The organism is Actinomadura xylanilytica (assembly GCF_030283145.1).
Lineage (GTDB): Bacteria > Actinomycetota > Actinomycetes > Streptosporangiales > Streptosporangiaceae > Spirillospora > Spirillospora xylanilytica.
Genome location: NZ_JASNWE010000002.1, coordinates 821,509 through 844,414, shown reverse-complemented (window position 1 = coordinate 844,414; position 22,906 = coordinate 821,509). Strand labels below are relative to the sequence as shown.

Here is a 22,906-nt window from a genome sequence, read left to right as displayed (position 1 = left end):
AGTCGTGCGCATGTGCTGCTCACCTGAAGCCCAGAGCTCCCCAGGGACGGGAGTCAAGGAGGTGGATGGCGACAGCTCCCCAACGGCTAGCTGTACTGACCGGAGACGTTGATTGAGAGCAGGGCGTTCCGATCGGCAGTCACGAGGCTGGGGTCGAGTGTCGTTCAACCAGGTCTCTGGCGAGCTGACTGATGCGTTCGCGGGCTGTGTCTGGGGTGAGTATCGCGATGTGGTCGCCGAACTGGAGGAGTTGACGCACTGACTCGATGTCGGGGTAGCGGACGACGACGGTGCACCAGCCGTTTTCCGCGTCGGAGACATCGTGGATACGGTTGCCGAGGATGCGCCGCGCCAGGTCGAGGCCATTTTCTGGCAGGCGGACGGTCACGCTCACGCGACCTTGCCCCTCGGTGCGTTCCTTCAACGAGGCCCATCTGGTGTGGAGGGTTTCGCCTGGTCGGAGCGCAGCTGGGGCGTCGAGTTGTTCGTAGGACGAGAGTCGTTCCAGAGCGAACAGCCGACCGTCCCCCTGGTCATCGGCGATGAGATACCAGCGGCCTGATTTCGCCACGATCCCGTACGGGTCGACCACCAGCGTTGTGGCCTGATTCTCGGCGCTGCGCCGGTACTGGATTCGCAGCCGGCGGCGGTGCCGCAGGGCCGAGGCCAGATCCGATACGTCGACCGCTGCCTCTGAGTCAGCAAACCACGCGGTGCTGTCCACCAGCACCAGGTCCGCCAGTTGCAGCAGGCTCGGCGACCCAGGTGCTGCAGCCTGCCGGGCGGCGATCTTGCGCGCGGCCGACTCCCACACCGCAGACAGGCCCATACGCTCAAGTTGCTCGCTGTCCAAACCGGCTATGGAGAGGGCCTCCAGCTCTGGTGGTTCCAGATGGGATGCGTTGAGCCGTGCACCAGGGAGCAGGACAATCCCGCCGTTCCGCCCGCGTTCGGCATAGAGAGGCACACCTGCTGTCGAGAGCGCCTCGACATCCCGCAGCACAGTCCGCCGAGACACTTCCAGACGCTCGGCAAGCTCGGTGGTGGTGATGCGCTGACGGGTCTGCAGGAGCAGCAAGAGGTGCAACAGCCTCGAAGCCTTCATGCTGACCAATCTTCGCAGAAAAGGTGACAGGTTCTGTCGCGATGAGGCGATCAACTGGAGCAGTACCGAGAATTCAACGATCTGAGGAGCGCCCTATGCCCGCACCCAACCTGTTCCTGATCGGCGTCCGCGACGCCGAGACCGCTACCGCCTTCTACAGCGACCTGTTCGAGATCGAACCGACCTTCATCAGTCCCCACTACGTAGCTTTCGAGGTTGCCCCCGGTGTCCTGTTCGCGCTGTGGACGGGCTACAGCGAGCATGCGGTCCCGAGCACCCCTCGAACGAGCGAAGTCGGGCTGATGGTCCCAGGAGCAGCGACTGCGATTGACGAGATCTTCACAAGCTGGGTCTCGAAGGGAGTCCATGTCGTGGAGGAGCCGCACGACGCGGTCTTCGGCCGCACGTTCGTGATCACGGACCCCGACGGCAACCTCATCCGGGTCTCCCCGGTGGACTGATCTGCACGCCCCCTACCCGCACTTCTAGTTGTCGAAGGGCCGGCCACACACGATGGTCGGCCCTTCAGCCTGTCCAGGAGTTCAAACTTGTCACATCCGAACGCCGTCCTCACCCCGCGCCACCGTCGCTCGACTCGTCGTTGACGACGGCTGGCCAATCAGCGAAGTCGCGGCCCGATTCCAGGTGTCCTGGCCGACCGTAAAGCGCTGGGTCGACCGCTATCTTGGAGGCGAGTCCATGCAGGACCGATCCTCACGACCCCGGAGGTCTCCGACCAAGACATCCAAGACCGTGACGAAGCGGTGCGTCAGCCTGCGACTGCGTTTGAGAGAAGGGCCGGTCCAGCTCGCCGCGAGACTCGGCATCGCCCCGTCGACCGTGCACCGAATCCTGCGATCGGCCCGACTGAACCGACTTGCCTACGTCGATCGCGCGACCGGTGAACCCGTCCGCCGGTACGAGCACGACCACCCGGGATCGCTCGTGCACGTGGATGTGAAGAAGCTCGGGAACATCCCTGACGGCGGCGGCTGGCGCTACGTCGGTCGCCGCCAAGGCGTGAAGCATCGCGTCGCGACACCGGGCAAGTCACGCAACGCCTACGGCGGCCCGAAGCTCGGGTACGCGTTCGTGCACACCGTCATCGATGACTACTCCCGCGTCGCCTACACCGAGGTCCATGATGATGAGACGGCCGTGACCGCAGTCAGCGTGCTGCATCGCGCGGTGGAGTGGTTCGCCGCGCGATGCGTCACCATCGAGAGGGTGCTCTCGGACAATGGAGGCGCCTACCGGTCCTACTTCTGGCGCGACACGTGCGAAGCCCTCTCGATCACGCCGAAGTTCACGCGCCCTTACCGTCCACAGACCAACGGCAAGGTCGAGCGCTTCCACCGCACCTTGGCCGACGGCTGGGCCTACGCCCGCTGCTACACCAGCGAGCAACAACGCCGAGACGCTCTGCTGCCGTGGCTGCACCAGTACAACCAGCACCGTCCGCACACCGCTTGCGGCAACAAGCCCCCGTTCTCACGATTGATCAACGTCCCCGACCAGTACAGCTAGCCGTGCTTCAAAGACCGGCCCGGCGTCTCGCCTGGCGGCTGTGTTTCCAAACGCCCGGCCCGGCGTCCTCGCCTGGCGGCTCGGACACCGACCTGGCTTGGGCGAGCGCGACATCGCTCCGCGATCTGGCCGGTGGGGCTCGCCTCCGGCTTCGCCCCACCGGCCAGATATCGCGCTCGCGCGACGGCCGAGGCACTTTGAGACAGGCCCTAGTCGTCCTAACGTGTGCTCGCGCCGGCCGTTGGGAGGTTTCTCGTGAAACATGGCGAGGACGCTCGCACGAGCCTGTCGAGCATGCACTGACCGCGGTCAGATGCAGCCCAGGCGATCCGGGTGCCCTGGTGAGGCTGACCCACCGGCGGCTAGGCAGGATGCGGCCTTGAGACCTGAGGTTTCTCGTGAAACATGCACAACGGAGAGGCTGACGTCCGGCAAGGTGGGGCATCCCCATAGGTTTCGCTGGTCGCTCTCTTGTTGCCGAGTCGGCACCGCTGGCGAACAAGTGGCTCACGAGAACCAGTTCCAACGGCGCCTTGCTTCCCTCCCGGGGGCGGGCACGGGGAGACGAGCTAGGGCAGATTGGGATCCCGCGTTGGACTGCCGACTGGGTCGTCAGGCATCACGCTGGCGTACAGCGGACGGACGATGCCGTCGGCTCGGTCGTCTGTTCCCAGCATGAGTGGGTTGGCGCGGGCACGAGGTTTCTCGTGAAACATGTGCTGGACCGCGCTGCCGTATCGCTTTTGGCCGGCTGGCCTACGGTCGGCCTGGACGCGGCGCAGACCTCGTACCGCCGTGCCCAAGCGTGGCCCACGGCCTGGCCCGCGGGACGCGCCCACGGGACGCGGTCACTGGGGCCGCGCCTTCGGGCCCTCCGGCCGCATCGATCCCGACAAGTCTGGGTTCGTTGCCTTCCCATTCGGCTGGACGGGGTGACGATCGCAGCGACCGCTGTGGTCGCGGTGCCCACAGATGGCCCACGCTGGCCCGCTCGCCCGCCTGGCCCAGGACGCTGCCTACCCGTGCCCGGCGCCGCGGTGTTGGCGCCGGGCCTGTGTGCTTCGCTCCTCGGACGCCACGGGCGCGGGGCGTTGGTCGCCATGTTTCACGAGAAACCTTCGGGGCCTGTCGGGGATCCAGCCGCTCAGAAGGGGGAGTGACGACGCCGACCGGGGGTTCTTACGGGCCATGTATCCCAACCGCGCGAGGGTGAACACGGGGCGACGTAGCCGGGGACGGGCGACCACCCCGCCGCTGGCGGCGCACGTGTAGAAGCGCCAGTGGTCGACGGTTGGTGGGAGCTGAGTGTGATCTTGGGAAGAGTAGGGGGCGGGCAGGGGATTCAGGTGCGTCCATGCCCATCGCCTTGGGCGTGTCTTTGTCTTTGGGGACGGACGAATGCAGGGCGCTGTCCCTGTGGCGACGGTGGCGACGGTGGCGATGGGCCAAGGCCGGAGTAGCCCGTTCTCGCTTGGTCGCTCAGGAAGGGCCGTGCGGATGGTGAGCGAGCCGGTGAGTGTCCAGTGGAACGGGCGCGGAGGTTTCACGTGAAACGGCGGAGGATGAGGTCGCGGCACAGGGGACCGAGGTCGAGACCGGCGACGCTGACGGCTCTCGGGAGGAGGCTGGTCTCGGTCATGCCGGGGGCGACGTTCACCTCAAGGAAATGGACCTCGCCGGCGGCGTCCACGATGAGGTCGGTGCGGGAGAGATCGCGGAGGCCGAGGGCGCGGTGGGCGGTGACCGCGGCGTCGGTCGCGCGTTCGGCGGCCTCGGGGGAGAGGCGCGCGGGGGTGATGAACTCGGTGTCGCCCGCGTCGTAGCGGGCGGTGTAGTCGTACAGTCCCCCGGCGGCGACGATCTCGACGGCGGGGAGGGCGTACGGCTCGCCGTCGCGTTCGATGACGCTGACGGAGACCTCGGTGCCCTCCACGTACTGCTCCACGAGGGCGGCGTCGCCGTAGGCGAAGCAGCCGACCATGGCGGAGGAGAGCTCGCGGGCGTCCCGCACGGGCGAGGCGCCGAGAGCGGAGCCGCCGCGGGTCGGCTTCACGAAGAGCGGCAGACCGAGGCTGCTCACGATCTGGTCGAGGACGGAGGCGGCGCCGAGGTCGTGGAAGACCTCCTTGGGCAGCGCGACGGAGGCGGGGGTGTTGAGGCCGGCGCGGCGGACGACGGACTTGGCGGTGGGTTTGTCCCAGGCGACCCGGCAGGCGTCGGGGCGGGCGCCGACGTAGGGGACGCCGATGAGTTCGAGCACGTCGCGGATGGAGCCGTCCTCTCCCGCGGCGCCGTGCAGGACGGGGAAGACGGCGTCCGGGGGGTCGTTCGTCAGCGAGTCCAGGAGGGTGGAGTCGGCGTCGCGGAGCTCCACCGGGATGTCGAGGGCGCGCAGCGCCTCGGTGACCCGCCGGCCGGAGCGCAGCGAGACCTCCCGCTCGTACGACAGTCCCCCGGCGAGAACGACGATGTGCCCGAGTTCCATGATGTGCTGCCCTTCAAGAAAGGAACACGCCGGCTCCAAGAATGAGGGAGCCGGCGTGTTCCTGGTGACCGGAGTCGTTCAGACGACGTCGGGTCCGGGGGTGTGGACGCCGTCGGTGTCGCTGGGCCGGACTCCGCCGAACGTGTCGCGCAGGCGGAGTTCCTGCTCGATCACGCCCGCGAGCCGCCGGACGCCCTCGCGGATGCGGTGCGGTTCGGGGAAGCAGTAGGACAGCCGCATCTGCCGGTGTCCGCCGCCGTCGGCGTAGAAGCCGGTGCCGGGGACGTACGCGACCCGTTCGGCGATCGCGCGGGGCGCCATCGCCTTGGAGTCGAGGCCCTCGGGGAGGGTCAGCCAGACGAAGAAGCCGCCCGCGGGACGGGTCCAGGTGCAGCCGTCGGGCATCAGCTGGTCGAGCGCCTCGAGCATGGTGTCGCGGCGTTCGCGGTACAGCTCCCGGAAGTCCTTGATCTGCTCCTGCCACGGCTGCGTGGCCAGGTACTCGCGGACGGCGAGCTGGGAGAAGTTCGAGGGGCACAGGATCGCCGACTCGGCCGCCAGGACGAGCTTGGCGCGGACCGCGTGCGGGGCGAGCACCCAGCCGACGCGCAGGCCCGAGGCGATGGTCTTGGAGAACGAGCCGAGGTAGATCACCCGGTCGGCGTCGTCGGCGCGCAGCGCCCTCATCGGCTCGTGGTCGAAACCGAGCAGCCCGTACGGGTTGTCCTCGATGACGAGCACGTCGTGCGCGGCGCAGATCTCCAGGATCTGGGCGCGCCGCGCCGTGGTGAGGGTGACGCCGGCGGGGTTCTGGAAGGTGGGCACCGTGTAGAGGAACTTGACCCGGCGTCCCTCCTTGCCGAGCCGCTCCAGCGTCTCGCGGAGCGCGGCCGGGACGAGGCCGGCCTCGTCCAGCGGCACGTGCACGACGTCGGCCTGGTAGGCGGCGAACGTGCCGAGCGCGCCCACGTAGGACGGCGCCTCGGCGAGCACCACGTCGCCCGGGTCCACGAAGATCTTGGTGACGAGGTCCAGGGCCTGCTGGGCGCCGACGGTGACCACGACGTCGTCGGCGGACGCCTGGACGCCCTCGAGCGCCATCACCTCGCAGATGCGTTCGCGCAGGTGCACGTCACCCTGCGCGGGCCCGTACTGGAGCACCTCGGCGCCCTTGCCGGCCACCAGCTCGCCGATCATGTCGCCGATGACGTCGAGGGGCAGCGCCGACACGTACGGGGCGCCGCCCGCGAGGGAGACGATCTCGGGACGGGACACCACCGAGAACAGGGCCCGGATCTCCGAGGGCACCATGCCGGCCGCGCGGGCGGCGTAACGGTCGGTATAGGCGTCTGTACGCGAGTGCTGTTTCACGAGGCACCTCCATGGGCGATCCGGCCTCCCAGCAAACTACGGCATGCCCAGGAGGAGGGAACGACGAACCCCATGCTTCACGCGCGCGCCACCTCGACGCGGACGCCGAGAGGGAAGCGCGACCCCGTCGGAATGAGGTCGGCAGAGCCGCACAGGAGGCCGTTCCCCGTCCTATACGATGCCCGAGGGTCCCGGACCGTTGTCCGGGAATCTCCGCGAAGTGGCGCGCTCCGCACGAGAGATCCCCATATCAGCACGGTCGTTCGCCGGTCCACGCTCACGCGCCGCCCCTTGCCGGGCCGGGCGGACGAGGCCTCAGGGGGTGCCGACCCGGTGTCGCGACGACTCGTCAACATCACGCTGGACAATCTCGATGATCTGCCGCATCGCTGCCGCCGCTGCGTCTTCTGGGAACTGGACCCGGTGCACCGCGACCGCGCGGTCGAGTCGGGCGAGCCCCGGCTGGAGAAGGAGACGTGGATCTCCTCCACGCTCCTGGAGTGGGGAAGCTGCGGCAAGATCGCCTACGTGGACGACGTGCCGGCCGGGTTCGTGCTCTTCGCGCCGCCCCTCTACGTGCCGCAGTCGGCGGCGTTCCCGACCAGCCCGGTCAGCGCCGACGCCGTGCTGCTGATGACCGGGCACATCCTGTCGGAGTTCTCCGGCGGCGGCCTCGGCCGGATGCTGGTGCAGGGCGTCGCCAAGGACCTGACCCGGCGGTCGGTGAAGGCGATCGAGGCGTTCGGCGACCTGAAGGGCGAGGAGGGCGGGTGCATGGTGCCCGCCGACTACCTGCTCTCGGTCGGGTTCAAGACCGTCCGGCCGCATCACCGGTATCCGCGGCTCCGGCTGGAGCTCAAGTCGGCCCTGTCGTGGCGTGAGGACGTCGAGGTGGCTCTGGAACGCCTCCTCGGGTCCATGTCCCCCGAGGGTGCCCTCCGTCCCGTCTGAGATGAGCTCAGGACGGGCGGCGGGCCGCAGTGCCGCTCCCGCGTGGGACCGTCGAAGCCGTACGGCCCGCCCCTGGCAGGGGACGGGCCGTACGTTTCTCGCGCTCGCCGCGGGAGGGGCGGGGTGCGGGACGGTCAGATGAAGTCGCCGAGCTCGCGCATCAGGGCGGCCTTGGGCTTGGCGCCCAGGATCTGGTGGACGACCTCGCCGTCCTTGTAGACGTTCATCATCGGGATCTGCAGGATCCCGTACTTCGCCGGGACCTTCGGGTTCTCGTCGATGTTCATCTTGACGATCTCGATCTTGTCGCCGTGCTTCGCGGAGATCTCCTCCAGGATCGGCGCCACCATCCGGCACGGGCCGCACCACTCCGCCCAGAAGTCGACGAGCACGGGCTTGTCGCTTTTGAGGACCTCGGTCTCGAAGTCGGCGTCGGTCACGGCTTTCATGGTGTCTCCTTCTGTTCGCGCCGGCGGCGGTGGTTCCGCCGCCGAGCCTGGTCGCCCGGCCCTGCGCCCCGGCCGGGCGCCGGTCAGCCCTGGTGGGTCAGTTCGGCGGCGGGGGCCGGAACGGTCTCCGCCGCGTCCTGGTCCTGAAGCCACCGCTCGGCGTCGATCGCGGCGGCGCAGCCGCTGCCGGCCGCGGTGATGGCCTGACGGTAGATGTGGTCGACCACGTCGCCGCAGGCGAACACGCCGGGGAGCGCGGTCTTGGTGGTGGGCGCGTCGACCAGCAGGTAGCCGTCGGGGTCGGTCTCGAGCTGGCCGTCGAACAGCTCGCTGCGCGGGTCGTGGCCGATCGCGATGAACAGCCCGGTGACGTCCAGCCGGCTCTCCTCGCCGGTCACGGTGTCGCGGAGCTGCACGCCATTGACCCTGTCCTCGCCGTGGATCTGCGCCACCTCGGAGTTCCAGCGGAACTTGATCTTCTCGTTCGCGAACGCCCGGTCCTGCATGATCTTGCTGGCGCGGAGCTCGCCGCGGCGGTGCACCACGGTGACGGTGCTGGCGAACTTGGTGAGGAAGGTCGCCTCCTCCATCGCGGTGTCGCCGCCGCCGACCACCACGATGTCCTGGTCGCGGAAGAAGAAGCCGTCACAGGTCGCGCACCACGAGACGCCCCGGCCGGAGAGCCGCTTCTCGTCGTCGAGGCCGAGCTCGCGGTAGCCCGAGCCGGTCGCGACGATCACCGACTTGGCCAGGTAGACCTCGTCGCCCACCTTGACCACCTTGGGGTCGGTCTTCAGGTCGACCTCGGTGACGTCGTCGGTGATCAGCTCGGCACCGAAGCGCTCGGCCTGCTTGCGCAGGTCGTCCATCAGGTCCGGGCCCATGATCCCGTTCGGGAAGCCGGGGAAGTTCTCCACGTCTGTGGTGTTCATCAGCGCGCCGCCCGCGGTCACCGAACCCTCGAACAGCAGGGGCTTCAGGTCGCCGCGCGCCGCGTAGATGGCGGCCGTGTAGCCCGCCGGGCCGGAGCCGATGATGATGACGTTGCGGACGTCGCTCACAGTTCTGCGCCTCTCCTCGTTCGCCTTCGGTGCCAGACGGGTTCGTCGTGGCCGCCGCGGTACGGGCGCCACGGCGCCCTCGGCCTCCGTGCCGGTGTCCGCTCCGCGCCCACCGGCACGATCCGGCCCTACCAGTCGCGTCAACCGATCCTAGGGCCCGGAGATTCCCGGGCGGCCCCGGCCGTCCGCCCACCTGGCCCTAGGCTGGCCGCATGGCCCCCATTCTGCTTCTCCACTCGATGTACGGGCTGCGGCCCGCGGTGCACCAGGCCGCCGAACGGCTCCGCGCGGCCGGCCACGAGGTGCACGTCCCGGACCTGTACGACGGCCGCGTGGTCGACACCCCGGAGGCCGGGATCGAGATCAAGGAGGAGATCGGGCGGGACGAGCTGCTGAGGCGCGCGGTGGCCGCCGCCGCCCCGCTGATGGACGGCGGGCTGGTGTACGCGGGGTTCTCGCTCGGCGGCGCCCTGGCGCAGACCCTGGCGCTCGCCGACGGGCGGGCCCGCGGGCTGCTGCTGATGCACGGAACGTCCGATCTGGCCGACGACGCGTCCACCGAGATCCCGGTGCAGCTCCACGTCGCCGACCCCGACACCTACGAGCCGGTCGACTGGCTGAACGCCTGGTACCTGCGGATGCGCAAGGCGGGCGCCGACGTCGAGGTCTACCGCTACGCGGGCGCCGGGCACCTGTTCACCGATCCCGAGCTGCCCGATCACGACGCCGAGTCGGCCGGCCGGGCCTGGGCGATCGCGCTGGACTTCGTCGCCGGGCTCTGACCCCCGCCGACACGAAGGATCATGGACGGACCGGGCCACGTCCATGATCCTTCGTTGTGTCCGGCGGGCCCGCCGGAGGCCGGCGCGGGTGAGGTCCCATCGCGCCCCGGACGGGCGGGGACGCTCAGGAGCCGGTGTGCTCCTGCTTGAGGATGTGCGGGTTCTGCTCGGTGCAGTCGGGGCCCACGGCCCAGACCTCCCAGCCGCCGGACGCGTCGTCGCGCACCGCGATCAGGGTGGCCTCCCGGCCCTCGAACCTTGCGGCGTCGACCAGAGCGGGCGGTCTGCCCCCGGTGACGCCGGAGACGCACCCGGTGAGCCGCCGGTCGGGCGCGGCGCCCTGGAGCTTGAGCTCGCCCCCCTTGCCCATCAGCCGGTCGACCTGCGGACCGAGCGTGCCGGCGCGGTAGTCGGTGCCGCTGTGGGCCACGGTGAAACCGGGCGCGCTGAGCGCGGACTGGCGGGACGGGGCCGCTCCCCTGGGCTCGGCGTCCCGGCCCCTGCTCGCGTCCTGGACGGGCGTCCGGGCGCTGCTCTGGCCGGAGCCCGCGTGCGAGTCGTCCAGGGCGATCTTTCCGACCATCGCTCCGCCACCGAGCACGACCACCGCCGCGGCGGCGGCCGACAGGGCCCGCCAGTGCCGCCTTCCGCGCCGCTGCTCCAGGCTCGCCACGGTGGCGTTGTGCAGCGACTCGGCCGCGATGGCGGTGTCGATGCGCGAGGCCAGCTCGGCGGGCAGCGGCGGGACGGGCGCCTCCGCCAGAATCCGGGAGACGTCCGCGAGGTCGGCGGAACGGTCCCGGCATTCGGCGCAGGTGTCGAGGTGCGCGTTGACGGAGGCGGCCTGATCGTCTTCGAGCAGCCCCTCGGCCAGATCGGCGAGGATGTCGTAGTCAAGATGTGCGGGGTTCATCTGGGCTTGCCACCTCCTTCCACACCTCCGACGTTCTTGGAGTCCCGTCGGTTCCGATGGTGCACCAGAAGCGGGGCGAGCCGGGCCCGGCCGCGGGCGCACCGGCTCTTGATCGTCCCGGCCGGCACCTCCAGGACCTGCGCGGCGTCGTCGACGGAGTAGCCCATCATGTCGACCAGGATCAGCGCCGCGCGCTGCTCGAACGGCAGCCGCTCCAGCGCCGACCGCACGTCCAGCGACACCCCGTGCGCGTCGGTCGGGTCGGGCATCTTCGGCGCGACGGCGTCGAAGGTGGCGTCATCGCCCATGGGCGTGGCGGGCCGCACGGACTTGCGGCGGATCCGGTCGAGGCAGGCGTTCACCACGATCCGGTGCAGCCAGGTGGTCACGGCGGCGTCGCCGCGGAACCGGCCGGCCGCCCGGAACGCCGACAGGCAGGCGTCCTGGAGCGCGTCGGACGCCTCCTCGGGATCTCCCAGCGTGCGGACCGCGACGGCCCACATCCGGTCGCGGTGGCGGTGCACCAGCTCGGCGAACGCGTGCGGATCCCCCTGGGCGTGCCGGGCGAGGAGCTCCTTGTCGGGAACCTCGTCCACGCGCCGCGTGCTCACCGACGCCATGAGCGCCCGCTCTCGCCCGTGACGGGGCCGGTGGGCGCCGCGCGTCCGCGACCGTTCGCGCCTGCTGGTGTAGACACCACAGATTCCTGGGGGGAGGGGACAGTCTGCTCACAGGCACGATACCGACAAGCGCCGCCCCACGTCACAGCCCATGAGCGACCACCTGTTCCGGTGCGCGGACGCGACCTCGCCCGCGGGACGGGGAGGGGCGGCTCAGCCGGGCGAACCGTAGACGGTGACCTCGCCGAGCTTCGCCTTGAAGCCCGGGGGCACCCCCTTGCTGGGGAACCAGATCAGCACGTACTGCCCCGTAGTGCCCTTGGGCGGGGAGATGGTGAAGCCGCCCGGCCGCGCGCGCTCCTCGCCGACGGTCTTGAGCGCGTCGAGGGTGCGGCTGGCGCCGACCCTGAGCTGGATGGGCACGTCGCTCACCGGAGTGTTGATCTTGACGCTGCTGACCGTGACCGACTTGCCCATGTCGAGGGTGACGCCGAAGCCCTTGGAGTAGCGGCCGAACTCGCCCGAGGTGTAGGTCTGCGTCTCCCAGTAGGGCTTGGGCTTGCCGTCCATCACAGCCTGCGGGTTCTTGTTGATCTGGCTGTCGTGGCTGCCCTGGGTGATTTCTTCCATGGCGACCGCGCCCACCGGCTTGAGCTGGGTCGCCGACGGCTGCGCGGGTGGAGGCGACTGGCTCGCGCCGGGCCCCGGGGGGTCGTTGTCGCCGGGATCGTCGTCGCCGGTGAGGGCCCAGGCGCTCAGCCCGACGATGACGGTGACCGCGGCGGCGGCGACGCCGAGCAGGAGGCCGCGGTTGCCGCCGGGGCCGCGGCGGGGCGCCGCGTGCGTGGCCAGGCCGGCCGAGGAGGGCGGGGACGTGTGCGCCTGCTGGATGTTCCCGTGCTGGTACTGCTGCTCGGGGTGGGGCTGCCGCGCGGGCTGGGGGGCGCGCTCGCGGCGGTGGGGGCGCTGCGACGCGGGCGGCTGCTGCTGCGTCGCCTGCGAGTCGGCCGCCGGGCGGGCCGCGGGACGGGTGGGCGGGGCGGGACGCGGCGCCGGCGGCGGAGCGCTGCCGAGGCCGGCGAACAGCGGCAGCGGGGTGCGCGGCACGCCGCGCAGGGCCTTGGCCAGGTCGGCGGGCGTGGTGAGCGGCTCCTGGTCGCCGATGCCGAGGCAGCGGCACACGATCGCGTCGATCGCGTGGGAGATGCCCGCCTGGACCTGCCGCGGAGCGTGGAACACACCGCCGGTCTCGGGGGCGGCGGGCAGGTCGGAGCGGCGGCTCTCGGGCTCGTCGGGGGCGCCGGGCCAGTGCGCGGTGAGCGCCGCGTACAGCATCCGGCCCAGGCCGCGGACGTCCTCGCCGGCGGGGTCGTCGGAGTAGCGGTCGCCGAGGACGGCGTCGGTCGCGATGCCGAGCAGCTTGACGGTGCCGCCGGTCGTCCAGACCAGGTCACGGGGGGTGAGGCACAGGTGGGCCAGGCCGGCGGCGTGCGCGGCGGTCATCGCCTCGGACGCCTCGTACAGCAGCGTCGCGGCGCGGCCGGGCTCCAGCGGGGCCTTGGCGAGCATCTGCTCGAGCGTCTCGCCGACCACCCATTCGCTCACCACGTAGGCGCTCTCGCCGCTGTCGTCGGCGTCGAACACCTGGGTGAGGCGGGGGTCGGTCAGCCGGCTGGCGGCACGGGCGGAGGTGACCACCTCGGCGACGCGGGGAAAGCCGGGCTCGAAGGTGCGCACGGCGACGGCACGGGCCAGGATCTCGTCGATGGCCTTCCACAGCGAGGATCCGCCGGAGTCGCTGATGCGCTCTTCGAGTCGGTAGCGGCCGGCCAGTTTCGTGCCCGGCTCGATGACTGAGGTGCTCACGGCGCCGTCCTGCGCAGGTGGTCAGATCCCATGTTCGTGGCGTGGCTGCTTACGCCTCCGACCCTCCTCTTTGCGTTCCCCAGGGTGTCGCCCCGCAAGCCGTGGTCCCCCACATGGTAGTGGCTACTTGGTTGAGTGGCTGCCTTATCGCCGCGCGTCCTGTGTACTTTGCCACGTTGTACCCGCGCGGACTGTGCCGGGGGGCGACCCGGGCGGCGCCGGACCGGGGCCGGCCGGACGCGATCAGCCGACGCCGGGCAGCCGCCGGGTGATGGTCGAGAGCATCGCCTGGACCTCGTTCACCCGCATCAGGCGGGCGAAGAACAGGTACAGCCCGCCGCCTCCCGCGCTGCCGACGACGAGGGCGAGCATTCCGGGCACCAGCCCGCTGCCCATCGCGGCCTCCAGGATCGCGTGCGCGGCGTAGGCGAAGCCGATCAGCGGCCAGAGCGCGACGGCCAGCTTGAGGTAGGTGACCAGGATCCGGCGCCCGTCCATCCCGCCGAGCCGGCGGCGCAGGATCGCCCAGCCGACCAGCGCGCCGACCGTCTGGGCGAGCGCGAAGCCGCCCGCGATGCCCACGATGATCTTGTCGGTGGGCAGCAGGTTGTAGGCGGCCAGCGCCATCGTGATGTTGGCGATGACCACGGCCACGCTGACGAAGGCCGGGGTGCGGGTGTCCTGCATGGAGTAGAACACCCGCAGCATCAGCTGGTAGGCGGCGAACGGCACCAGCGCGACCGCGAACGCCTGGAGCACGCTCGCGATGACCTGCGCGTTGGCGATGGTGGTCTGGCCGTGCGCGAACAGCACGGTGGCGATGTCGGACGACAGCACGCCCATCAGTGCCGCCGCGGGCAGGATGATCACCGAGCAGAGCCGCAGGCCGCTGGAGAAGTCGTCGCGGACCTCGCCCATCCGTCCGGCCGCGGCGTGCTCGCTCATCCGCGGCAGCAGCGCGGTGATCACCGAGACGCCGATGATCGCGTACGGGAGCTGGAAGAGCTGGTAGGCGTTGAAGTACGGGGTGTACCCGACGTCGCCGAGGTGTTCCTTGAGGCCGAGCACGCCGGCGCGGTTGGACAGCCGGGTGGTGACCGCGAACCCGATCTGGGTGATCACCACGTAGCTGAGCGTCCAGACCGCCATCCGGCCCATCTGGCCGAGCTCGCCCTTGCGGAAGTCGAGCCGGGGCCGCCAGCGGAAGCCCGTGCCGCGCAGCGAGGGCCACAGCGCGAGGGTCTGGAGCACCATGCCGCCGATCGTGCCGCCCGCCAGCAGCGCGACCTGCCCGCTGGAGATCGAGCCGGGCGTCACCGCGCCGCTGGCGAACAGCAGGAACGCGCCCGCGGTGCAGCAGATGACGACGTTGTTGAGCACCGGCGCCCACGTCGGCGCGGCGAACCGCTTGCGGGTGTTGAGGATCGCGCCGGAGAACGCGCTGACGCCCAGGAAGAAGATCTGCACGGCGAACAGCCGGGCGAACATCACCGCGAGGTCGCGCTGCGCGCCCTCCATGCCGCCGCCGTAGAGGGAGATGAAGACCGGGCCGAGCGCCACCGCGACGGCGGTGATCAGTGCCAGGCCGAGCACGGCCAGGGTGAACAGCCGCTGCTCGTACCGCGCGCCGTACGCCTCGTCGCGCTCCCGCGCGCGGACGATCAGCGGGACGACGACGGCGGTGAGGACGCCGCCGAGCAGCAGGTCGTAGACGATGAACGGGATGGTGTTGGCGGTGTTGTAGGCGTTGGCGAGCGCGCCGGTGCCGAGCGCGGCGACGAGCATCGCGGTGCGCAGGAACCCGGTGACCCTGGACGCCAGCGTGCCGACCGCCATGATCGCGCCGGAGTGGAGGATCCCCGCGGCACCGCCTCGTCCGCCCTTCTCCTCGGAGCCGGAGCCGGAGCCGGGGTCCGGGCCGTCCGGGAGGGGCGGGGTCGGTCCGCCGGGGAGCGGTAGGTCAACCGCCGTTTCCGCCGCGACGCCCGCCGGGCCCGCCGGGACCGGCGCGCCACTCGCCCCTGGTGGGGGCGTCGTTCGTGGGAAGTTCGGGCCCTGGGGAGAATTCGGGCCTTGCCCTGGGACCTGTGGCGGAGCCGTTAGCAGCCCCGGATTCGGCGGAGTCTGAGGGTAGGCCGTCGGGTGCTGTGCCGGAGGGCCCTGGGGACTCGGATGACTCTGAGGAGCCTGCGGGTGCTGCCCCGGGTACCCCTGAGGTGCTCGCGGCGTCTGGGGCGGCCCTGGTGGCTCCTGGGGCGTCGGGGGCCCCTGGGAGGGGTAGTCCTGGCTCTGTGCCGGGGGATAGCCCCGGTCCTGCCATTCCGGAGCCGGGGAAGGGGCCTCCCTGGGGTCCGGTGGCCGCTGGTTCCGCTCCCGTCGACCCTTCATCGGCTGCCTCCGTGTTCCGGCGGCGCCTTGCTCTGACGGCCCGCACTCCGACGCCCACGAAGAGTACGGCAAGTCCGCCGCCGGTGATGAGCAGGGCGAGGCGGCCGTAGCCCGTGGTGCGGACCGTGAGGGTCTCGCCGTCGCCGAACTTCCTGCTCTTGGGGCCCGACGTCATCAGCTGGAGGTGAACGCGGAAGTTCCCGTTGCCCGACGCCTGAGCGGGGATCCACTTCGCCACCTTCTGCCCGGGATCGAGGATGATCTCCCGGTCCTTGGCGTCGAGGGTGCCGATCCGGAGCTTGGCGCTGTTCTCCGAGACGGCGTCGAGCTGGACCTTGATCCGCTGGTTGGGCAGGTCGTTGACGATCGTGACCGGGAACTTGCCCGAGCTGCCGGCGAAGGCCACCCGGTTCTGCGGCGGGGTGATGACGCGCACCCGGCCCATGTCGGCGTTGAGCTCGTCCGACACCGCCTGCCGGGCCTGTTTGGCGCGGCCGGGGCGTCCGCGCCAGGCCGCCGACTCCAGCCGCAGGACCGACCGCTGGTAGTTCAGGTTGTCGGCGTCGACCAGCACGGCCGCGAAGCTGGAGGCCCGCCGGGCGATCTCCTGCACCATGTCGAGGTAGCTGATCCCGAGCTCGTACTGCTGGTAGGCCTCGGGGTAGCCGTTGAACTGGCGGGCCTGGGGCTGCGTGCGGGCGATCTTGTCGAGCGCGGTGGCGTTCATCCAGGGCGCGCGGGCGGTGTAGTCCAGGAGCCGCTTGGCCAGGCCCGGGGTCGGGTTCCAGTGCCGGTTGGGCGCGACGACCAGCGTGCGCTGCGCGTTCGGCGCCTCAGCGGCGATCATCGCGGTCTCGGCGAGGAAGCGCTGCTCGGTCAGCACGGCGGTGCCGGGCGTGCGGGTGTCGCCGCTGACGATTTCGTTGATCTTCTCGTCGTAGACGATGGCCTTCTTGGCGCCCTGGGAGGTCGGCAGCGTGGTCATGGCGTTGGCCAGTGCGCCCTGCGCCGGTTCCTGGAACTGCGAGCTGCTCATCAGGAAGGAGCCGCCGCCTTTGAGGTTGAGCTTGGCGAGCGCGTTGAGGGTGAGCTGGCCGGCGGCCCCGGACGTCGGCCAGGCCATCTGCGTGGTCGGCTGCCGGCTGAGGGCGCTGCTCACGATGCCGGTGTTGCGCGGGTCGGAGGCGATCGCGAGGTGGGTCGTCATCTCGTTGCGGACCAGCGCGATGGCGTCGGGGTCGCCGTACGGGACGACCGCGTAGGGGTCGGTCTTGGCGGCCTCCTTCAGCGCGGCGAGCCAGGAGGCGGCGGCGGGGCTCTGCTTCTTCTCGACGCCCTGCTTCGCCCGCGGTGCCTTGACCGTGTACGAGCGGGTCATCTGCTGGACGTCGTCCACCAGGGCGGGGTCGATCGACCAGGTGATCGGGGTGGTGGTCTGCTTCGCCGCGGAGACCAGGTCGTGCAGCCGCCCGCCCTCGGCCAGGTCCTTGCTGAGCCGGTCGTCGATGAAGGTCCGGTCGTTGGACCGGTGCTGCCGGTCGATGAGCGGCCAGACCCAGCTCACCGCGACCGGCTTGACCCGCTGCTTCGGCATGAACGTGATGAACGTGGTCACGCCGCCGACGGCCTGCCCGGCGGAGTTCAGCACCTCGACGCCGATCGGGTAGACGCCGAAGCCGCGCAGCCGGAGCGCGGTGGCGCTGAAGCCGAATCCCCAGTTCTCCCGGCCGCCGGCCGCAGCCGCCCGGGCCAGCGGCTTCGGGGCGCTGACGTTGGGGAGCTGCGAGGGCTGCCACGTGGCGTACTGGTCGAGCTGGCCGCGGCTGGTCATCGGCTGGGTGCCGTACCGCAGCCGGACGGTGAGACCGGCGAGCTGGTGCCCCGACCGGTTCTCCGCCGTCCCGGCGATCCTGACCTTGGCCTGCGCCGTCACCGGATTCGGGGTGACCGTGGTCAGCGCGAGGTTCACCTGCGGGCGGCTCTGCCCGCGTTCGGCGCCCGGTAGCGTGGCCGGGCTCACCGCCGCCGGCGCCGCCGGGCGGGTCCGTGCCGCCGCGGCGCCTGGGAGCGCGACCGCCGTGATGCAGGACAGCACAGCGGCCAGCGCAGCCGCGCGTTTGACCTTTCTCACGCCATGTCCGCCTGAGGGCCGGCTGTTGACCTAAGGGCCGCCTGAGAACGGCGGGCGTCCGATTCCCGCACCACGGCCCCGATGGTAGCCCCGCCCCCGGGCCGGTCAGACCGTCCGGCCCCCCGGGAGCGCCCGATTCAGCGAAGGTCCACGGGTTTGGCGCCGCTCAGCGCGGACAGGTCCAGCGCCCGGATGCCGAGGGCCGTGGAGGCCTCGCCGGTCGCGGTGTAGGCGACCTCGTCGGCGCGGAGCCCGTCCACCAGCCGCTGGTCGATCAGCAGCGGCATCGTCTCGGGGAGCAGCAGCGGGCACACCAGCCCGGCCGCGTACTCGGTCACGGAGTTGACCAGATCGGGCCGGGCCGGGCGGATCAGCCGGGCGCCGAGCGCGTGCCGGACCGCGTCGGCGGGCGGGCGCACCCCGGCCGCGACGATCACTCCGGCGAGGAAGCGCAGCCCCCGGTGCACGTCGTTGCAGGCGTAGACGCGTGTCACCAGGCACCGTTCGGCGGGGAGCCCGAGCGCCCTCGGCAGCTCGTCGGCGTGCGCGATCGCGATGGGCAGCCGCACGATCTCATGCACGGTCTCGTGCTCCAGAAGCGTGCGGTGGATGGCGAGAGCGTCCTTCATCTTCGGCTCCGTCCCTGCGGGGTGTGCCCCGCTCAACCTCCGGACCGGCCCCGCGGCGCCCACCTGCCGTGTGCGTGCCGGGTCTCGGCCGCGCGCGGCGGACCGCGCTCCCACCGGATCCCGCTACCGTGGGTGGTGCGGGAGGCTCACCGGGGTCGCGCGGGCGTCGTCGGGGGTGTCCAGAACGTAACCCGGGGCTCGCGTCATGTGAAGAGTCACCTTCCCTTTCGGACGGTCGGAACGGTTCCGCGTTCAGGACCCCGGGCCGTCCGAAGTCCTTTGTCAGCCGCATACCAAGGAAATACGCTCGATGGCCGTGCCCCACCACCCCAGCCAGCCCAACCGGAACGAGCCCCCGGAGCCGTCGCGGACCCAGCGGACGGCGATCGCCGAGCTGCTCCGCGGCGCCGCGCCGGTCGCCGACGAGCTCGGCGCCCGCTTCTCGGCCGCCGGGTACGAGCTGGCGCTGGTCGGCGGGCCCGTCCGCGACGCGCTGCTGCGCCGCCCCGGCAAGGACGTCGACCTGACCACCGACGCGCCGCCGCAGCGCGTCCTGGAGATCATCGACGGCTGGGCCGACGCGGTCTGGACGATCGGCATCGAGTTCGGCACCGTCGGCCTCCGCAAGAACGGCCACGAGCTGGAGATCACCACCTACCGCAGCGAGTCCTACGACCCCAGGTCCCGCAAGCCCGAGGTGTCCTACGGCACCTCGCTGGTCGAGGACCTGCGGCGGCGCGACTTCGCCGTGAACGCGATGGCCGCCCGGCTGCCCGGGTACGAGTTCGTCGACCCGTTCGGCGGCCTCGCCGACCTGCGGCGCGAGGTGATGCGGACGCCGGGGCTGCCCGAGGACTCCTTCGGCGACGACCCACTGCGGATGATGCGCGCGGCCCGGTTCGCGTCCCAGCTCGGCTTCACCGTCGCGCCCGACGTGGTCGAGGCGATGACCCGGATGGCCGACCGGATCGGGATCGTGTCGGCCGAGCGGGTCCGCGACGAGCTGTCCAAGCTGGTCTGCGGGGCGCATCCGCGGGAGGGGCTGGCGCTGCTGGTCGACACCGGGCTCGCCGCGCACGTCCTGCCCGAGCTGCCGATGCTCCGGCTGGAGATCGACGAGCACCACCGGCACAAGGACGTCTACGAGCATTCGCTGATCGTCCTCGAACAGGCGATCGCGCAGGAGGAGGACGGGCCCGACCTGGTGCTGCGGCTGGCCGCGCTGCTGCACGACGTCGGCAAGCCGAAGACCCGGCGGTTCGAGTCCGCCGGGCGGGTCTCGTTCCACCACCACGAGGTCGTCGGCGCGAAGCTGACCCGCAAGCGGCTGACCGCGCTGCGCTACCCCAAGGACGTCGTCAAGGACGTGTCCCGGCTGGTGGAGCTGCACCTGCGCTTCCACGGGTACGGCACCGGCGAGTGGACCGACTCGGCCGTCCGCCGGTACGTGCGCGACGCCGGGCCGCTGCTGTCGCGGCTGCACAAGCTGACCCGGGCCGACTGCACGACCCGCAACAAGCGCAAGGCCGACCGGCTGCGCCGCACCTACGACGACCTCGAGGTCCGCATCGACCGGCTGGCCGAGGAGGAGGAGCTCGCGGCGATCCGCCCGGAGATCGACGGGAACGGGATCCAGGACCTCCTCGGCATCAAGCCCGGCCCGCTGGTCGGCCAGGCCTACAAGTTCCTGCTCGACCTGCGGCTCGACCGCGGGATCATCGGCCCGGACGCCGCCGCCGCCGAGCTGCGCGCCTGGGCCGCCGCCCGTGGCGTCCCCACCGGGTCGACCGAGCCCGATGGAGCCGGTGGCCTCGACGTGCCGGACGGGGCGGGCGGAGCGGCGGCGACCGACGAGGCTGCCGGGGCGAGCGGGTCCGCCATGGAGCAGGACGCGCCCGGGGACGAGCCCGGTGCGGCAGGGCAAGGGGGCACGGCGTGATCGACCTCAAGCTCGGACGGATGAGCCCGCGCGAGGCCGAGCGGCTGATGGAGTTCGACCGCGAGCACGTCTGGCATCCGTACGCGCCGATGCCGGCGTCCTCGCCCGCGCATCCCGTCGTGTCGGCGTCCGGGGTGCGGCTGACGCTCGCCGACGGCACCGAGCTGATCGACGGCATGTCGTCCTGGTGGGCGGCGATCCACGGCTACGACCACCCGAAGCTGAACGCGGCCGTCACCGGGCAGCTCGGCAAGATGGCGCACGTGATGTTCGGCGGGCTCACCCACCCGGCGGCGATCGGGCTGGCCGAGCGGCTCGTCGGCCTCACCCCGGCGCCGCTGACCAAGGTGTTCTTCGCCGACTCCGGCTCGGTCGCGGTCGAGGTCGCGATCAAGATGGCGCTCCAGTTCTGGCGGGCGCGGGGCCGGCCCGAACGGCACCGGCTGCTCACGGTGCGCGGCGGCTACCACGGCGACACGTTCGGCGACATGGCGGTCTGCGACCCGGTCAACGGCATGCACCACATGTTCGGCGACGTGCTGGCGCGGCACGTGTTCGCGCCGCCGCCGCCGCTCGGCTACCTCGCCGATCCCGATGAGGAGTACCTCGCCGGGCTGGCCGGGCTGGCCGCCGAGCACGCCGGCGAGCTCGCCGGGATCATCGTCGAGCCGATCGTCCAGGGCGCGGGGGGCATGCGCTTCTACGCCCCCGAGTACCTGCGGGCGCTGCGCGAGATCGCCGACGAGCACGGGCTGCTGCTGATCCTCGACGAGATCGCCACCGGGTTCGGCCGCACCGGCGAGCTGTGGGGCTGCGACCACGCCGAGGTCGCGCCCGACATCATGTGCCTCGGCAAGGCGCTGACCGGCGGCTACCTGACGATGGCGGCGACCCTGTGCACCGACCGGGTGGCCGAGGTGATCTCCTCGGGCGAGGGCGGCGCGCTGATGCACGGCCCCACGTTCATGGCCAACCCGCTCGCGGCGGCGGTGGCGTCCGCCTCCATCGACCTGCTGCTGTCGCGCGACTGGCGCGAGGAGGTCGACACGATCGAGGCCGTCCTCACCGCCGGCCTGGAGGGCGCGGCGGAGCTGCCCGGCGTCGCCGGGGTACGGGTGCTCGGCGCGATCGGGGTGATCGAGGCGCGCGAGCCGGTCGACGTCGAGGCCGTGCAGGAGGTCGCGATGGACTACGGCGTGTGGCTGCGGCCGTTCGGCAAGCTGATCTACGCCATGCCCCCGTACGTCTGCACCGAGGACGAGACGGGCCACATCGCCGACGCCATGTACGCCATCGCCGAGTCCGCCCTCTGACCCGCCGAGCGCCCCGCCCAGAGGCGGCGGACCCGGTGGAGACGGGTGCGGTGGAGACGGGTGCGGCGGTCAGTGCGGGGCGGGGACCGGGGCCTGCACGCTGCGGGCGGCGGTGGCGCGGTAGGCGATCGCGCCGGCCGCGTAGGTGACGATCACGATGGCCAGGGTGAGGTGGGAGCGGCCGTCGGTGGGCAGCCAGGCCGCCGCTGCCGCTGCCGCGGCGGCGAACATCGCGTTGAAGAGCATGTCGTAGACCGCGAAGACCCGTCCCCGGTAGGCGTCCTCGATCGACTCCTGGAGCGTGGTGTCGACGCAGAGCTTGACGCCCTGCGACACCACCCCGAGGGCGAACGCGCCCGCGGCCCAGGCCGGCTCGGCGAACGGCAGGCCGAGGACCAGCAGCGACACCGCGGCCCCGGCGAGCAGCCAGGCGACCCAGGTCTCCTTGCTGATCCGCCGCACCACCGGCGGGGTGATCAGCGCGGCGGCGAAGTACCCGGCGCCGGACACCCCGAGCATCATCGCGAACGCCGCCAGCCCCCGATCGGCGTCGCTGGTGAAGTGGTTGCGGCACAGCAGCAGCGTCATGATCAGGATGACGCCGTACAGGCACCGGTGGAACGAGATCGCGGCCAGCGCGAGCGCGGCCGGCCGCCGTCGCGCGATGTGCCGGGCGCCGTCCACCAGGCCGTGCAGCACGCTGCCGAGCGCCTCGCTGGTCTGCTTCGGCACGTCCTCCAGATGCGGGCCGAGCAGGCGTCGCGGTAGCGAGGTCGCGATGAGCCCGGCGAGCAGGAACAGCACGGCTCCGCTCACCAGGATCAGCGCCGTGCCGCCCGTGCCGGCGCCGAAGACGCGCCGCAGCAGGTAGCCGAAGCCCGCGCCGGTGAACGCGATGACCGTCCCGGACGTGACGGCGAACGCGTTCGCCGTCACGAGCTGCTCGCGGCTGACGACGTGCGGGAGCGCGGCCGACAGCGCGGCGAGGAAGAACCGGTTGACGCCGAGGACGACCAGCACGCCGAGGAAGAACACCACGCCGTCCTGCCCGGCCGCGACCAGGCCCGCGACCGCCAGCACCAGGACGGCGCGCAGGATCGGCGTCCACACCAGGATCTGACGCCGCCGCCACCGGTCGATGAGCACCCCGGCGAACGGGCCGAGCGCGGAGTAGGGCAGCAGCGTCACCGCAAATGCGGCGGCGGCCTTGCCGGCCGTCGTCTGCCGTTCGGGGGAGAAGAACACGTAACCGGCCAGCGCGACCTGGAAGACGCCGTCGGTCAGCTGAGAGGCGATCCGGGTCGCGTACAGCCGCCGGAAGTCCCTGCCGGCCAGGATGCTCCGCAGCTCGTTCGCCCTCACCAGATCACCCTATG

General features: G+C 71.4%; 17 protein-coding genes and 1 pseudogene. 6 read left to right on the top strand and 12 right to left on the bottom strand.

What is annotated here, in order from left to right; genetic code table 11:
* Positions 1–139: 139 nt before the first annotated feature.
* Positions 140–1,105 (bottom strand): helix-turn-helix transcriptional regulator, encoded by a 966-nt coding sequence (locus QP090_RS14965; RefSeq protein WP_285939469.1) that lies wholly within the window; start codon positions 1,103–1,105, stop codon positions 140–142.
* A gap of 95 nt (positions 1,106–1,200) precedes the next feature.
* On the opposite strand from QP090_RS14965, the gene QP090_RS14960 reads away from it, so the two are divergent.
* Both QP090_RS14960 and QP090_RS14955 read left to right on the top strand, forming a co-directional pair.
* Positions 1,201–1,566 carry a VOC family protein gene (locus QP090_RS14960; RefSeq protein WP_285939468.1) on the top strand — a complete coding sequence of 122 codons (366 nt, stop codon included), beginning with the start codon at positions 1,201–1,203 and terminating at the stop codon, positions 1,564–1,566.
* Positions 1,567–1,653: 87 nt separating this feature from the next.
* Positions 1,654–2,632 (top strand): annotated as a pseudogene (locus QP090_RS14955) (IS481 family transposase).
* A gap of 1,543 nt (positions 2,633–4,175) precedes the next feature.
* On the opposite strand, the gene QP090_RS14950 reads toward QP090_RS14955, so the two are convergent.
* Together QP090_RS14950 and QP090_RS14945 are read right to left on the bottom strand one after the other, a co-directional pair.
* On the bottom strand, positions 4,176–5,117 hold the full coding sequence (locus QP090_RS14950; protein ID WP_285939467.1) for a D-alanine--D-alanine ligase family protein: 942 nt from the start codon (positions 5,115–5,117) through the stop codon (positions 4,176–4,178).
* A gap of 78 nt (positions 5,118–5,195) precedes the next feature.
* Positions 5,196–6,428, bottom strand: a complete 1,233-nt coding sequence (locus QP090_RS14945) for an aminotransferase-like domain-containing protein (RefSeq protein ID WP_285940085.1) — start codon at positions 6,426–6,428, stop codon at positions 5,196–5,198.
* 393 nt (positions 6,429–6,821) lie between these two features.
* Here QP090_RS14945 and QP090_RS14940 point away from each other — a divergent pair, with 393 nt between their 5' ends.
* Positions 6,822–7,439, top strand: a complete 618-nt coding sequence (locus QP090_RS14940; protein WP_285939466.1) for a GNAT family N-acetyltransferase — start codon at positions 6,822–6,824, stop codon at positions 7,437–7,439.
* Between the two features lie 134 nt (positions 7,440–7,573).
* Here the strand turns inward: QP090_RS14940 and trxA are convergent, their stop codons facing one another.
* Complete coding sequence (trxA, locus tag QP090_RS14935; RefSeq protein WP_285939465.1) at positions 7,574–7,888, bottom strand: thioredoxin; 315 nt, start codon at positions 7,886–7,888, stop codon at positions 7,574–7,576.
* An 83-nt stretch (positions 7,889–7,971) separates the two neighbouring features.
* Entirely contained in the window at positions 7,972–8,949 is a 978-nt protein-coding gene (trxB, locus tag QP090_RS14930; protein ID WP_285939464.1) for a thioredoxin-disulfide reductase, read from the bottom strand.
* Positions 8,950–9,161: 212 nt separating this feature from the next.
* Between trxB and QP090_RS14925 the strand changes: the two genes are divergently transcribed.
* Complete coding sequence (locus QP090_RS14925) at positions 9,162–9,731, top strand: dienelactone hydrolase family protein (RefSeq protein ID WP_285939463.1); 570 nt, start codon at positions 9,162–9,164, stop codon at positions 9,729–9,731.
* A 124-nt stretch (positions 9,732–9,855) separates the two neighbouring features.
* Here QP090_RS14925 and QP090_RS14920 read toward each other — a convergent pair whose 3' ends face one another.
* The 6 genes from QP090_RS14920 to QP090_RS14895 form a co-directional block, all read right to left on the bottom strand.
* A complete protein-coding gene (locus tag QP090_RS14920) occupies positions 9,856–10,644 on the bottom strand; it encodes an anti-sigma factor family protein (protein ID WP_285939462.1) in 789 nt (262 codons plus the stop codon).
* Positions 10,641–11,264: an RNA polymerase sigma factor SigM gene (gene sigM, locus QP090_RS14915; RefSeq protein WP_285939461.1), complete on the bottom strand. Its 624-nt coding sequence runs from the start codon at positions 11,262–11,264 to the stop codon at positions 10,641–10,643. The genes QP090_RS14920 and sigM overlap by 4 nt, the downstream gene beginning before the upstream one ends.
* 213 nt (positions 11,265–11,477) lie before the next feature.
* On the bottom strand, positions 11,478–13,130 hold the full coding sequence (locus QP090_RS14910; RefSeq protein ID WP_285939460.1) for a protein kinase family protein: 1,653 nt from the start codon (positions 13,128–13,130) through the stop codon (positions 11,478–11,480).
* A gap of 243 nt (positions 13,131–13,373) precedes the next feature.
* Positions 13,374–14,966, bottom strand: a complete 1,593-nt coding sequence (gene murJ / locus QP090_RS14905) for a murein biosynthesis integral membrane protein MurJ (protein ID WP_432763038.1) — start codon at positions 14,964–14,966, stop codon at positions 13,374–13,376.
* Between the two features lie 124 nt (positions 14,967–15,090).
* Complete coding sequence (locus QP090_RS14900) at positions 15,091–17,649, bottom strand: DUF6049 family protein (protein WP_285939459.1); 2,559 nt, start codon at positions 17,647–17,649, stop codon at positions 15,091–15,093.
* A gap of 137 nt (positions 17,650–17,786) precedes the next feature.
* Entirely contained in the window at positions 17,787–18,278 is a 492-nt protein-coding gene (locus QP090_RS14895) for an aminoacyl-tRNA deacylase (protein ID WP_285939458.1), read from the bottom strand.
* A gap of 310 nt (positions 18,279–18,588) precedes the next feature.
* On the opposite strand from QP090_RS14895, the gene QP090_RS14890 reads away from it, so the two are divergent.
* Positions 18,589–20,217 (top strand): CCA tRNA nucleotidyltransferase, encoded by a 1,629-nt coding sequence (locus QP090_RS14890; protein WP_285939457.1) that lies wholly within the window; start codon positions 18,589–18,591, stop codon positions 20,215–20,217.
* Positions 20,214–21,530: an adenosylmethionine--8-amino-7-oxononanoate transaminase gene (locus QP090_RS14885; RefSeq protein WP_285939456.1), complete on the top strand. Its 1,317-nt coding sequence runs from the start codon at positions 20,214–20,216 to the stop codon at positions 21,528–21,530. The genes QP090_RS14890 and QP090_RS14885 overlap by 4 nt, the downstream gene beginning before the upstream one ends.
* Before the next feature lie 69 nt (positions 21,531–21,599).
* Here the strand turns inward: QP090_RS14885 and QP090_RS14880 are convergent, their stop codons facing one another.
* Positions 21,600–22,892 (bottom strand): MFS transporter, encoded by a 1,293-nt coding sequence (locus QP090_RS14880; protein WP_285939455.1) that lies wholly within the window; start codon positions 22,890–22,892, stop codon positions 21,600–21,602.
* Positions 22,893–22,906 lie beyond the last annotated feature (14 nt).